We start from the raw sequence: 13761 nt of genomic DNA, 5'->3' as shown, positions 1-13761 counted from the left end.
TTACCGGCACCCCTGGCGTTCCGTGGTCCCGGACTCTTGACGTTGACGTTACGTCAACATTTACTGTTGAAATATCAGCCGGTCGGATCCCAGCCAGACCTGCACCACCCTCCGGAAAGAGCTCAGGCAGGAGGGCCCATGGATTGGTCCATCCAGGACATCGCCCGGATCGCCGGCACCACCAGCAGGACGTTGCGGCACTACGACGAGATCGGCCTGCTCAAGCCGAGCCGGACCGGCCTCAATGGCTACCGGTACTACAGCCAGGCGGCCTTGGTACAGCTCCAGCGCATCCTGCTCCTGCGCGGGCTTGGGCTCGGCCTGCCGGCCATTAGGCAGGTGCTCGACGACGAAACGGACGCCGTGAAAGCCCTCACCGGCCATCTCGGCTGGCTCAAACAGGAACAGGACAGGCTTGCGCGGCAAATCGCGTCGGTCACACAAACCATTAACACAGTGAAAGGAGGCGGCGAAATCATGGCGGAAGACATGTTCAACGGTTTCGACCACACGCAGTACAAGGACGAGGTGGAGGAACGCTGGGGCAAGAATGCCTACGCCAACGGGGGTTCGTGGTGGCGCGGGATGAGCGCCGAAGAGAAAGCGGCGTGGAAGGAGCGCTCGCAGAAGTTGGGTGAGGACTGGATAGCGGCAGCCACGGCCGGCATCGCACCCGACAGTGCTGAAGCACAGGCCCTTGCGATGCGGCACGTCGAATGGCTGACCGGCATCCCGGGAACGCCGGCTTCGGAAGCCCGCGGCAACGGAGACGTAAAGCAGTACGTCACCGGTCTCGGCGAGATGTACGTCGCGGATCCCAGGTTCGCCAAGAACTACGGCGGCACGGACGGGGCCGGCTTCGTCCGGGATGCCCTGAAGATCTACGCCGAGGAGAACCCGTAGCCGCCGGCAAGGCACTGGCCGCCAATAGACTTGGGCGGTGACTGATTCCACCCTCTTCCTGGCCGGCAACACCCCCGACGCCCCGCGCAGCGACCTCCCCGAACTATTGAGGGCACTCGCCGCGGACCTGCGGGCCGTGGACTACACGCTCGACGGCGTGGCCGGGCTGCTGGGCGAGTCAGCCTACAACGCGCTAAACCGGGACCAGATCATCCCGGCCCTGCTGGCCACCGAAGTTGGCGCCCAGGGTCGTCCCGCCAGCGGCGGGACAACGACGGCAGCCCTCGCCGCCGTCGTACGCCTCTGGCTCCTTGCGGAACCGCAGACGCGGGCAACGCTCGACGCCGCCCTGCCGGGGATCCGGGCCGAGGGGCTGGTGGAGCTGGGGCTGCTGGAGACCGTGCCCGGCGCCGACCTGTCAGGCGCCGACCTGATGCAGGCCCAGGCCGATCTGCGGCCTTATGGCTGGGACGCTAACGACGATGGTAGTGGCGGCGCCGAACTCTGGGTGGCCAGCGACCTCGCCGCCCACCAGCAGGCTGGAATGCTGCGGCATGACCATGTGTTGGGGATCGGGCAGGCGTCCACCACGCTGGTGCAGACCACCGTCCGCTGGCATGTGGCCAAAGCGCTGGACCTGGGGACGGGCTGCGGAATCCAGTCCTTCCACCTGCTGCACCACGCCGAGCACGTCACTGCAACGGACATCTCCGAACGTGCCTTGGCGTTCACCCGGTTCAACCTGCTCCTCAACTCCGCCGCGCTGCACGTGGACCCCGAGCATCTCGAAGACCGGGTGAGCCTGCGGCTGGGCTCGCTGCTGGACCCCGTGGCCGGCGAGGAATTCGAACTGGTGGTGTCCAACCCGCCGTTTGTGATCACGCCGCGGACGTTGGGCGAAGAGGCATCCGGCCAGTTCACCTACCGCGACGGCGGCCTGCCCGGGGACGAGATCGTGTCCTCACTGGTGGCCGCGTTGCCGAGCGTCCTGGCTCCCGGCGGCACCGCGCAGCTGCTGGGCAACTGGGAAATTCCGGCCGGAAAACCGTGGCACGAACGGCCGCAAAGCTGGATCAGCCCGGGCGCGGACGCCTGGTTCATCCAGCGCGAGCAGGTCAGCCCGGAGCAGTACGCCGAAACGTGGCTGCAGGACGCCTCTGAGTCCCGCGACCGGCAGCACTACCGGGATGCGTACGCCGCCTACCTTGCGGACTTCGCCTCGCGGAACGTGGAGGGCATCGGATTTGGCATGATCTGGCTCCGGCGGCCTGCCGCAGCTCCTGATGCCGCCACTCCTGATGCCGCCAGCATCCGCCGGTTCGAGGAAATCACGTACCCCATCGAACAGCCAGTGGGCCCCCACTTGGGCGCCGCCGTCGAACGTTCCGACTGGCTCGCCGCGAACAACCTCGCGGACGCGCACCTGCTCGTGGCGGAGGACGTCACCGAGGAACGCCATCAGCGCCCCGGCGCCGAGCACCCGGGCGTGATCCTGCTCCGGCAGGGTGCCGGGCTGCGGCGGACCAACCTGCTGAGCACCGAACTGGCCGGCTTCGTTTCGGCGTGCGACGGCGACCTTTCCGTTGGGCAGATCATCGGCGCCCTGGCCGCGTTGCTGGGCGGGAGCCTGGCCGGGGAGGGAGGGTTCGACGGCGACGCATTCCGCGCCGGGCTCCTCACCGAAGTGGGGAATCTGGTCCGCGACGGTTTCCTGCTCCCAGCCGCCTGACGCGGCGCCCGGGAGGCCGTGGATTACGGGAAATCGGCGCCCGAAAAGTGCACTGCACACCCTGACGTTTTCCACATAAATGCGCATCCTCGGCCAAAATATGGTGAACTAGGCGAATATGGGCTCATCTGCCCGAGCAACCTTTTTCTGTAGGAGCACCGTGCCAAGCAAGGCCAAAACCGGTAAAAAACTCGTGATCGTGGAGTCCCCGGCCAAGAGCAAGACCATCGCCAAATACCTCGGCGAGGGCTTCATCGTGGAGGCCTCGATCGGGCACATTCGGGACCTGCCGCAGCCGTCCGAGCTCCCCGCGGAACTGAAGAAAACGTCGGTGGGCAAGTTCGCCGTCGACATCGAAAACGACTTCAAGCCCTATTACGTGGTGTCTGCGGACAAACGGAAAAAGGTCACCGAACTGAAGGCCGCACTCAAAGACGCCGACGCCCTCTATCTCGCAACCGATGGGGACCGCGAGGGCGAGGCCATCGCGTGGCACCTGCTGGAAGTGCTCAAGCCCAAGGTCCCGGTGTACCGGATGACGTTCGGCGAAATCACCAAGGAAGCCATCCACCGCGCCATGGACAACCTGCGCGATGTTGATACGGCTTTGGTGGACGCGCAGGAAACCCGCCGGGTCCTGGACCGCCTCTACGGCTACGAGATCTCCCCGGTGCTCTGGCGCAAGGTCGCCCGGGGCCTGTCCGCCGGCCGCGTGCAGTCAGTGGTCACCCGCATGGTGGTGGACCGCGAACGCGAACGCATGGCCTTCAAAGCCGCGTCCTACTGGGACCTGACGGGCCAGTTCGGCGCCGGCTCCGCATCCTTCAAAGCGAAACTCGCCGCCGTCGACGGTGCCAAGGTGGCCAGCGGCCGCGACTTCAACGACGTCGGCGAGCTCACCGCCCGCAATTCCGTCCACCTGAACGAGGAACTGGCCACGTCCCTGGCGGCCGGCCTCCAGGATGCGGACTTCCGCGTCCGGTCCGTGGACACCAAGCCGTACACACGCCGTCCCGCAGCGCCTTTCACCACCTCCACGCTGCAGCAGGAGGCCGGCCGCAAGCTGCGCTTCACCTCCAAGAGCACCATGCAGATCGCCCAGCGCCTGTATGAAAACGGCTACATCACCTATATGCGTACCGACTCCTCGGCCCTGAGCGACGAAGCCGTCACGGCCGCCCGCCGCCAGGCCTCCGAGCTCTACGGTCCGGAGTACATCCCCGCCTCACCGCGCGTCTACTCCAACAAGGCCGCCAACGCGCAGGAAGCCCACGAGGCCGTCCGCCCCGCCGGCGACTCGTTCCGCACCCCGGCCCAGGTGGCCAAACTGCTTTCCGGTGATGAGTTCCGCCTGTACGAGCTGATCTGGAAGCGTACCGTCGCGTCCCAGATGGGCGACGCCAAGGGCTCCACCGCCACCATCCGTCTCGGTGCGGTTGCTGCAGACGGTCGGGACGCTGAATTCTCCGCCTCCGGCACCGTCATCACTTTCCCCGGCTTCCTGGCCGCCTATGAAGAAGGCAAGGACGAGAGCCGCGGCGACGACGACTCCGACGAGGCCCGCAGGTTGCCGAACGTAGCCAAGGACGACGCCCTCACGGCGTCGGACGTTGTGGCCGTGGGCCATGAAACGTCACCGCCGCCGCGCTTCACCGAAGCGTCGCTGACCGCCGAGCTGGAAAAGAAGGGCATCGGCCGTCCCTCCACCTATGCCTCCACCATCTCCACCATCCAGGATCGCGGCTACGTCCGGAAACAGGGCTCCGCGCTGGTGCCGAGCTGGATCGCGTTCTCGGTGATCCGGCTGCTCGAGCAGCACTTCACCGACTACGTGGACTACGAGTTCACCGCAGACATGGAAGGCGACCTGGACAAGATCGCCAACGGGCAGGCCGTGGGGTCAGCGTGGCTGCGCCATTTCTACTTCGGCGAAGAGGCCGACCCCGGCCTGCTCAGCATCGTGAACAACCTCGGCGAGATCGACGCCCGGGAAATCAACTCCATTCCCATCACGGATGAGATCACGCTGCGGGTGGGCAAGTTCGGCCCGTACCTGGAAAGCTCCGCGGCCACGGTTGACCCGAAAACCGGCGAAATCGTGGAGAACTCGCGCGCCAACGTGCCCGAGGACCTGGCTCCGGACGAGCTCACCGCTGCGAAGGCCATCGAGCTGATGGAAACGGCTGCGCCGGAAGAACGCGTCCTGGGCGCGGATCCGCACACCGGCCATACCGTTGTTGCCAAGAACGGCCGCTACGGCGCCTATGTCACCGAGGTCATCCCGGAGATGACCGAAGAGCAGATCGCCAACCAGCCCGTTGAGTACTACAAGAACGGCAAGCCCAAACCGCCGAAGAAGCCCGTCAAGGCCAAACCGCGCACCGGCTCGCTCTTCGCATCGATGACCGTCGACTCCGTCACCCTGGACGAAGCCCTCCAATTGATGAGCCTGCCCCGGGCTCTCGGCGAGGATGCTGAAGGCAACCTCATCACGGTGCAGAACGGCCGCTTTGGTCCGTACCTGAAGAAGGGCACGGACTCCCGCTCCATCGGCACCGAAGAGGAAATCTTCACCATCACCCTGGAGCAGGCGCTGGAGATCTACTCCCAGCCCAAGCAGCGTGGAGCCCGTGCCGCGGTGCCGCCGCTGGCCGAGTTCGGTCCGGACCCGGTTTCGGAGAAGAACATCGTGGTGAAGGAAGGCCGGTTCGGCCCGTACATCACCGACGGCATCACCAACATCACAGTTCCCCGCGCCACCTCTTTGGAGGAGCTCACCCGGGAACAGGCAGTGGAACTCCTGGCCGAGAAGCGGGCCAAGGGCCCGGTCAAACGCGCCACAACGGCCCGCAAGGCCCCGGCAAAGAAAAAGGCCGCAGCCAAAAAATAGGTGCGGGGTTTCTGGCTTGTCGCCGGCCCGGTGATTGAGATTGTCGAAACCCGAATGGGAGGAATCCGGCAGCGTGCGTCTAAGCGAGGAACGAGCGAGCACGCCGAGGATTGCGCCCATCCGGGTTACCGGAATTGCGGTGCCGGGCTCAACGTGGTCGAGTAGATACATGACTGAACAGCCCGGCACAGCCGACCCCACGCCGCTGAACGACCTCGAAGAGAAGCTCGCCCTGGGCGACCAGCCTGAAGGCAGCCCGGTGGACGTCATCCTGTCGTTCCTCAACAGCGAGGTCTACGTCATCAGCACGGACGGCATCGAAGGCGAGGATTCCCAGGTGGAGCCGCTGGTCCTGGCCAACGCCGACGGCGAGCCCGTCCTGGCAGTGTTCTCCCACCCCAGCCGCGTCGACGAGCAGTACCTCGAGGCGGCACCCAACGTCCTGGGGACGCAGGGCGCTGCGATCATCGCCAACATCGGCGAGGAACTGGGCATGGTGATCAACCCCGGAGCCGCGTACGGCTTTGAGATCAACCCGGAAGGCGTTGCGAACATCAAGCGCGATTTCAAGCGCGCTGATGAACTTCCCGAGGGCTCACCCGAGGACCCGTCCGCCAACTGACATTTTTGGACCGGTTGTGAGTGAGGGCCCGGCCGGGGGAATAATGGCAGGATGCGGCTAGGCGTCCTTGATATCGGGTCCAACACTGTCCATCTCCTCCTGGTGGATGCACACCCTGGCGCGCGCCCGGTTCCCTTCGCCTCCCACAAACGGCCGCTCTCCCTCGTGCAGTACTTGGACGGTGATGGCAATATCACCGATGCCGGGCAGCACGAGCTGACTGAATTCGTCCTCGAAGCCTGGGAGTTTGCCGCCCGGCACAAGGCCGATGACCTGCTGGCCTTTTGTACATCGGCTATCCGTGAAGCCACCAACGGCGCAGCGGTACTGGCGCGGGTCAAGCACGAAACCACGGTGACACTGCAGGAACTGACGGGAAGCGAAGAGGCGTCCATGACGTTCTTTGCCGTGCGCCGCTGGTACGGCTGGGGAGCCGGGCCGGTGCTGAACCTGGACATCGGCGGCGGCTCCTTCGAAATGGCGTTCGGCCAGGATGAGCTGCCGGAAGTTGCCACCTCCGTCCCGCTCGGGGCGAGCCGCCTCACCCGGGACTGGCTGGCCGAGGATCCGCCGTCGGCCAAAAGCGTCAAGGAGCTCCGACGTTACATCCGGAGTACGCTCGCCCCGGCGGTGGGGAAGTTCGAGGGATTGGGCCGGGCCAACCTCGTGGCGGGGACCTCCAAGACTTTCCGTTCCCTCGCCCGGATAGCCGGGGCAGCGCCGAGCGCCGCCGGCCCCTACGTGAAGCGGGAGCTTAACAGCACGGATTTGGGGGTCTGGGCCCAGCGGATTTCCGCCATGAAAGTCGAGGACCGGCTCTTCCTGCCCGGGGTGTCCGATGCCCGCGCCCATCAATTGCTCGCCGGAGCGCTGGTGGCTGAAGCCGCGCTGGAGATGTTCAAGTTCAAGAAAATGAGAATCTGCCCCTGGGCGCTGCGTGAGGGACTCATCCTGCGGCGTTTGGACCAGCTGGTGTTCGCGGGTCCGCTGGATCCGGCACCACATGTGCGGGTGCCCGCCCGCGCGGACCTGGCGGCATCTCCTGGGCCCGGTACCGCGCTCCCCAGCGCTAGCTGACCCACTACGGCAGCGCTCCAACTGAGGCGGGGTGCCACCGGTTAACGCGAAAGCGCCGGGGTCCGCAGCAGGAAAATGGGGGGAAACCTGCTGCAGTCCACCGGCGCCTCGGGCAAACATCCCCATGCTTGCCGCATCACTCGCACCCTCAATGAGGTAATAACTACGATAGGGCGGCAACTTGTGAGCAAGCTGCAGCCAACATGGGAATCCGCTGGGAGTCGAAATAGGCGAGTTCCCGCCGGGGCCGATTAGTTCATTTCTGCACCCGTCCGGCCGAACTGCAATGATGGGTCCATGAGCAACCGAATCGCCTTCCTGGGCTGTGGATCCATGAACGAAGCCATCCTTTCCGGCCTCCTTGAGGCTGGCACCGACCCCGCCGACGTCGTGGCCACTGTCAGGCGGACGGAACGCGCTGCGGAATTGGCCGAGCGCCATCACGGCATTACGGCCATCGCCGGTGACGAGGAGCCGGACAACAACAAGCAGGCAGCCAAGGGATCCGGCGTCGTCATTCTTGGCGTAAAGCCTGTCGGTATCGCGGATCTGGCGCGCGAAATCAGCGGCTCACTGTCGCCGAATACCATCGTTATCAGTGTGGCCGCCGCCGTGTCGCTGGCCCAGCTTGAAGCGGCGCTGCCGGACGGCCAGCCGGTGATCAGGACGATGCCCAACACGCCCGCCAAGCTGGGACGCGGCGTCGTCTCGGTATCGCCGGGGACCCACTGCTCGCCCGAGCAGCTGCAGCAGGCGAAGGACATCTTCAAGGCCGCGGGCACCGTAGTGGAGGTGCCGGAGGAGCAGGTGGACGCTGTTTCTGCCATCAGCGGCTCGGGCCCGGCTTACGCGTTTTACCTTGCCGAGGCGATGGCGGCCGCAGGCGTCGAGCTGGGCCTGGACCATGATTTGGCGCTCCTCCTGGCCAGGGAGACCGTGGCAGGGGCGGGCTTTATGCTTGCCGAGCCGGGCGCGGACCCCTCAGCCCTTCGCGTCAGCGTAAGCAGCCCCAATGGCACCACAGAACGCGCCATCGCAACCTTCGATGAACGGGGGCTGCCGGCCATCATCGCTGCCGGCGCCCGTGCCGCAGCCGACCGCGCAGCGGAGATCTCCCGGCAGCTCGGCTGACCGCCGCAGGTTACGGGCGGGCCGCGAACCGTTCCAGCAGGTCCACGTGCCCGGAGACGATCAGCATGTCGCGGGCTGACACCTTGGTTTCGGGGCGGGCGTAGGTGAAGTCCTCGCCGGGGGACTTCACACCCACGATCGTTACGCCGTACTTTGACCGGACCTGGGACTCATCGAGGGTGAAGCCAACCGTTTCGCGGGGCGGGTACATTTTCACAATCGCGAAGTCGTCGTCGAACTCGATGAAGTCCAGCATGCGGCCGGAGACCAGGTGCGCCGCCCGGACGCCCGCGTCGGCCTCGGGGTAGATCACGTGGTTGGCGCCGATGCGGGTGAGGATTTTGCCGTGCGAGGGGGTGATGGCCTTGACCCAGAGGTGCTCGATGCCGAGGTCCACGAGGTTGACGGTGATCAGCACCGAGGACTCTATGGACGTTCCCACGCCCACCACGGCCGAGCTGAACTCCTGCGCGCCGAGCTGGCGCAGTGCTTCGATGTTCGTTGCGTCGGCTTCCACCACATGGGTCAGGAGCGGCGCCCACTTCTGCACCAGCGTCCGGTCGCGTTCTATCGCCAGGACTTCCCGGCCCTGTTTTACGAGTTGCTCGGCCGTGGACGAGCCGAAGCGGCCCAAGCCGATTACCAGCACCGGCGCGTTGTGGGCGGGGCGGTTGGGGACGCCTGAGGTATTAGCCAATGATGGGCCTCTCTTCCGGGTAGTGGTAAAGCTGGCTGCGCTGGCGCAGGGCCAGCCCGGCCGCGAGGGTGACGGTGCCAACACGGCCCGCGAACATTAGTGCGGTCAGGACGTAGACGCCCGCCGGCGGCAGCTCGGCGCTAAGGTTGGTGCTCAGCCCCACGGTGGCAAAGGCCGAGATGGTTTCAAACAGCACACGGTCCAGGGAAGCGCCGCTGATCTGCAGGAGCAGGAACGCTGAAACCGAGACCAGCGTGGCCCCGGCCACGATCACGGAAATGGCCACCCGCATGGCGCCCTGCGGGATGGTGCGGCCGTACACCTTGACGTCGGCGTCGCCGCGGGCCTCTGCAACGATGGCCAGGAACATTACGGCGATGGTGGTCACCTTGATGCCGCCGGCCGTGGAAGCTGAACCGCCGCCGGCGAACATGAGGGCATCCGTGAGCAGCATGGTGGTGGATTCCATGTGGTTTTGCTCCACCAGGTTGAAGCCTCCGGACCTGGTCATGACGGAGGCGAACAGGGAATGCGTGATTTTGTCGCCCAGGTCCATGGGCCCGATGGTCCGCACGTTGTCCCATTCCATCAGGCCCCACAGCACGGTTCCGGCGGCCAGCAGGATGAAGGACACCTGGATGGTCAGCTTGGTGTGCAGGTTCCACTTTTTCCAGTTGAGCCCGTTCTGCTGCAGCACCATCACTACCGGGAAGCCCAGGCTGCCGAGGAAGACGCCCAGCATCAGCGGGATCAGGATCCACAGATCGGTCTCATACGGGACGATGCCGTCCGAGTGGGGAGTGAAACCGGCGTTGTTGAAGGACGAAATCGAGTAGAAGAGCCCGTGCCACACCGACTGCCAGAAAGGCTCGCCAAGGATCATAAAACGGGGGATCAGCGCTAGCGCCAGGGTGCCCTCAATCACCACCGAGGTGGCGATGACGATCCGCAGCAGTGTACCCACCTCGCCAAGGCGCCCCGCATTGTTCATGGCTTCCTGGGCGATCAGCTTGCCGCGAACTCCGAGTTTCTTGCTCACCATCAGCGCCAGCAGCGAAGCGAGCGTCAATGTTCCCAAGCCGCCCACGAAGATGCCCACCAGGATGACCAGTTGCCCAAAGAAGGACCAGTGCGCCGCCGTCGAAACGACGGTCAGGCCGGTGACGCAAACGGCCGATACCGCGGTAAACAGCGCCTCGTGGATAGGCGTGGCCGTCCCGGACGCGGACGAGACAGGCAGCGAGAGGAGGAAGGTAAACACCAGGCACACCACGGCGAACGCGCTCAGCGCCAGCCGGGCCGGCGAAGTGTTGGCGATGTCGTCAATAAAGTCGCGCACACGGGTGAAAATCCAGAGGCCTTCGCGCTCCGGGTCGGCTGGGTGCCAGCTGGCCGGGTTTCGGGGCCTCGACTGGCGATCCGTCATGGGTGGCTTGTCCTCGGTAGAAACTGTTTCCTTCAGTAGTAAACCACTAATGACTGCGTAATGACCGGGCCGGAGCGGTGGCGACCTCCGGTAGCCTGTGATTGATGACATATCTGCCCGGTCTAAGCCAGCCTGCGCCGCCAACGATGGTGGTGTGGAGTTCCGCAATGACTGCCTACAACTTTGGCCCTGGCCACCCCATGGCTCCGGCGCGGATGGACCTGACGGCCCGCCTCGCCACGAGCCTCGGCTTGCTGGACCTGCCACACGTTTCCGTCGCCGCCCCCGAGGTGGCCACCGACGCCGAACTGGAGACCGTGCACTCGCCCGAGTTCGTGGCGGCGGTCCGCCGGGTCAGTGAGGATCCGGCGACGCCCGATGAAGCCCGGGGCCTAGGAACCGAGGATGACCCGGCTTTCGCCGGCATGCACGAGGCCGCCGCCAGGATCGCGGGCGGCTCGCTGCTCGCAGCCAACGCCATCCTGGACGGTTCAGCGCTCCACGCCGTGAACTTCGGTGGCGGCATGCACCACGCGGCCCGCGAACGGGCCAGCGGTTTCTGCATCTACAACGATTCTGCTGTCGCCATCCAGAGACTGCTCGACGGCGGCATCAGCCGCGTGGCGTACATCGACGTCGACGCCCACCACGGGGACGGAACGGAGAGCATCTTTTGGGATGATCCCCGCGTCCTCACCATCTCGCTGCACGAAAGCGGACTGACGCTTTTCCCGGGAACCGGCTTCGCGAACGAGACCGGCGGGCCGCAGGCAGAGGGTAGTGCCGTCAACGTTGCCCTGCCGTCCGGCACAGGGGATGCGGGTTGGCTTCGCGCCTTCCATGCCGTGGTGCCGCAGCTCATGGGTGCGTTCCAGCCCGAAGTCATCGTCAGTCAGCACGGCTGCGATTCGCACCGCCACGACCCGCTGGCCCACCTGAACATCAGCGTGGACGGCCAGCGCGAGGCGGCCACCGCCGTCGGGAATCTTGCCGCCCGGCACTGCGGGGGACAGTGGGTTGCCACGGGCGGTGGCGGATACAGCGTCACTGATGTTGTGCCGCGTTCCTGGAGCCACCTCATCGCCATCGCCGCCGGGCGTCCAGTCCCGCTGCGCACTGAGGTGCCGAACGACTGGCGCGCCTACGTGCTCGCGAAATTCGGGCGGGATGCCCCTGCGCTGATGGGCGATGATGTTGAACTCTGGTGGCGGTCCTGGGAAGTGGGTTTCGATCCCAATGACGCCGTGGACCGGACCGTGATGGCCACCCGCAAAGCTGTTTTCCCGTTCCACGGCCTGGACCCCTGGTTCGACTAGGCCCGCCTTTCTCGTGGCTAGCCGTCACTCCGGCCGGCCGACGACCACCTGTGCGGGGCTGTGGACGATGTATCCGTTGAGCCAGGAGAACAGTGCGCGGATCTTTTGCTGGAAACCCGACAGCAGGGCAAGGTGCACCAGGAGCCAGGACACGAAGGCCAGCGACCCCTGCAGCTGGATGCGCTGACGGCCGATCTCGGCCACCGCCGCGCCCCGGCCGATCATCGCCATGTAGCCCTTGTCCACGTATTTGAAGGGCTGGCGGGTGCCGCCGTTGAGGTCGGCATAGATATTCTTGGCCGCCCACTTTCCTGCCTGCTGCGCAACGGAGCCCAACTGGGGAAGCTTTGCACCGGTGGAGTCGGTGATGTTGGCCGCGTCACCCAGGACATACACGCCCTCGGCGTCTTGGGCTGTCAGGTCAGGCTGGACATCGATCCGCCCTCCCCGGCCCTGCGCGAGTCCGGAGGCCGTAATGATGTCGCCTGCTTTCAGGCCACCGGCCCACACCACCACCCGGCCCGGGATGGTGGTACCGTCCACCAGCGTCACCCCGTCTTCGCTGACCTGGCCGACGCCCACGCCCAGGTGCAGTTGGACTCCGATCTTTGTCAGGCGTTGCCTCGTGTAGTCCTGGGACTTATCCGAAAAGGCGTTCAGCACTGTCGGGAGCATATCCACCAGATGGACATGGCACCGGGCAGCGAGTTCAGGCGAAAAGTACTTCGGCACCACAAACTTGACGTTTTCCGCCATGGCGCCGGCCGTCTCCACGCCCGTAGGTCCACCGCCGACCACCACCACGTCAACCGAGCCCGTGGCCTCCCGGTCCGTCTGATCCAGCAGGCTGGTCAACCGCGCGCCCAGCCGGGTCGCGTCGATAACCGAATACAAGGGGAAGGCGTGTTCCTCGGCGCCGGGCGTGTTGAAGTAGTTCGGCGTGGCCCCCACAGCGATGACCAGCACCTGCGCCCGGAAGGTGTCGCCGTCGGTGGTGGTGACTGTACGGTTGGCTGCATCGACCGAGGCCACGTGCGCGGTGAGCACCCGCACCTGCCTGATCCGGCGGAAAACGGACCTCAACGGACGGGCTATGGCCGAGACCCCGATCTGTGAGGTGGCCACCTGGTACAGGAGCGGTTGGAACTGGTGATAGTTGTTGGAATCGATCAGCAGTACACGAATGCCTTTGCGGCCCAGTTCCTTGGCGGCTGTCAGGCCTGCGAACCCGGCACCGACCACCACAACCTGATATGTATCTTCCATCCGTGCAACCTACTCCTCCTTGGGTCGGTGCGACAGTGCCCGGGACGAAATAGTGGATGCCTTGCCGCGTATATGTCGCTAGGGTGGGAGGCATGGTGACAGACGACGTATTTGCCGTCATTGCGGAAGCAACCCGACGCGACATTTTGGTATCCCTGCGCGCAGGGGACAAGGCAGTGGGGGAACTCGTAGAGGAGCTGTCCGCCAGCCAGCCCACCATCTCCAAGCACTTGAAAGTCCTCCGCGAGGCGCAGCTCGTCAGTATGCGTGCCCAAGGCCAAAAGCGCTATTACGCGTTGAACCCCAAACCGCTGGAGGGCATCGTCAGCTGGCTGGAACCGTTCGACGTCGGCGCGGCAGCTTCCGCCGCGAAGTCACCTCAGGTGCCCGCAGCGGAACCCGGCGGCGGGGGTGCCGCTGGCATCCACGTCCCTGGTGACGCGGATGTGGCCGCCGTACTGGCACGCGAGGACGCTGAGCTGAGCCCCGCCGTCGTCATCCCCGGCGGCACCGCAGCCCCGCTCAGCGACGACACCGTGCCCCAGCAGATCGGCCGGACTGTTGGCCGCGCCGCGACGAAGGCCGCCGACCTGCTGGCGAACCTGCCCAACCTCCCCAAGTTCGGCCGCAAGAAATGACCCCAACTGGGTAGCAGCACATGTCGTTATGAGGGCTCAAAACGACATGTGCTGCTACCCAGTTTG

11 protein-coding genes are annotated in these 13761 nt (G+C 65.5%); 8 read left to right on the top strand and 3 right to left on the bottom strand.

What is annotated here, in order from left to right:
• Positions 1-138 precede the first annotated feature (138 nt).
• The 6 genes from AC1MCD_RS16330 to proC all read left to right on the top strand — a co-directional run bounded on the left by AC1MCD_RS16330 (position 139) and on the right by proC (position 8352).
• Positions 139-903 carry a MerR family transcriptional regulator gene (locus AC1MCD_RS16330; RefSeq protein ID WP_498673297.1) on the top strand — a complete coding sequence of 255 codons (765 nt, stop codon included), beginning with the start codon at positions 139-141 and terminating at the stop codon, positions 901-903.
• 37 nt (positions 904-940) lie between these two features.
• Positions 941-2632: a DUF7059 domain-containing protein gene (locus AC1MCD_RS16325; protein WP_498673295.1), complete on the top strand. Its 1692-nt coding sequence runs from the start codon at positions 941-943 to the stop codon at positions 2630-2632.
• A gap of 160 nt (positions 2633-2792) precedes the next feature.
• On the top strand, positions 2793-5522 hold the full coding sequence (topA, locus tag AC1MCD_RS16320) for a type I DNA topoisomerase (RefSeq protein ID WP_498673294.1): 2730 nt from the start codon (positions 2793-2795) through the stop codon (positions 5520-5522).
• Between the two features lie 169 nt (positions 5523-5691).
• Positions 5692-6144 (top strand): SseB family protein, encoded by a 453-nt coding sequence (locus AC1MCD_RS16315; RefSeq protein WP_498673292.1) that lies wholly within the window; start codon positions 5692-5694, stop codon positions 6142-6144.
• 51 nt (positions 6145-6195) lie between these two features.
• Entirely contained in the window at positions 6196-7221 is a 1026-nt protein-coding gene (locus AC1MCD_RS16310) for a Ppx/GppA phosphatase family protein (RefSeq protein ID WP_498673291.1), read from the top strand.
• Between the two features lie 297 nt (positions 7222-7518).
• Positions 7519-8352 carry a pyrroline-5-carboxylate reductase gene (gene proC / locus AC1MCD_RS16305; protein WP_498673290.1) on the top strand — a complete coding sequence of 278 codons (834 nt, stop codon included), beginning with the start codon at positions 7519-7521 and terminating at the stop codon, positions 8350-8352.
• Positions 8353-8362: 10 nt separating this feature from the next.
• Here proC and AC1MCD_RS16300 read toward each other — a convergent pair whose 3' ends face one another.
• Both AC1MCD_RS16300 and AC1MCD_RS16295 read right to left on the bottom strand, forming a co-directional pair.
• On the bottom strand, positions 8363-9001 hold the full coding sequence (locus AC1MCD_RS16300; RefSeq protein WP_190990742.1) for a potassium channel family protein: 639 nt from the start codon (positions 8999-9001) through the stop codon (positions 8363-8365).
• A 40-nt stretch (positions 9002-9041) separates the two neighbouring features.
• Positions 9042-10475, bottom strand: a complete 1434-nt coding sequence (locus tag AC1MCD_RS16295) for a TrkH family potassium uptake protein (protein WP_498673289.1) — start codon at positions 10473-10475, stop codon at positions 9042-9044.
• 104 nt (positions 10476-10579) lie between these two features.
• Between AC1MCD_RS16295 and AC1MCD_RS16290 the strand changes: the two genes are divergently transcribed.
• Positions 10580-11791 carry an acetoin utilization protein AcuC gene (locus AC1MCD_RS16290; RefSeq protein ID WP_498673288.1) on the top strand — a complete coding sequence of 404 codons (1212 nt, stop codon included), beginning with the start codon at positions 10580-10582 and terminating at the stop codon, positions 11789-11791.
• A 24-nt stretch (positions 11792-11815) separates the two neighbouring features.
• Here AC1MCD_RS16290 and AC1MCD_RS16285 read toward each other — a convergent pair whose 3' ends face one another.
• The gene (locus AC1MCD_RS16285) at positions 11816-13057 is read right to left on the bottom strand and encodes an NAD(P)/FAD-dependent oxidoreductase (RefSeq protein ID WP_498673287.1); all 1242 of its coding nucleotides are present in this window, start codon (positions 13055-13057) and stop codon (positions 11816-11818) included.
• A 92-nt stretch (positions 13058-13149) separates the two neighbouring features.
• On the opposite strand from AC1MCD_RS16285, the gene AC1MCD_RS16280 reads away from it, so the two are divergent.
• The gene (locus tag AC1MCD_RS16280; protein WP_498673286.1) at positions 13150-13695 is read left to right on the top strand and encodes an ArsR/SmtB family transcription factor; all 546 of its coding nucleotides are present in this window, start codon (positions 13150-13152) and stop codon (positions 13693-13695) included.
• Positions 13696-13761 lie beyond the last annotated feature (66 nt).

This window comes from Arthrobacter sp. BF1, from assembly GCF_056680215.1.
The sequence above is the reverse complement of the archived record's forward strand: the minus strand, read 5'-3'. Positions and strand labels throughout refer to the sequence as shown.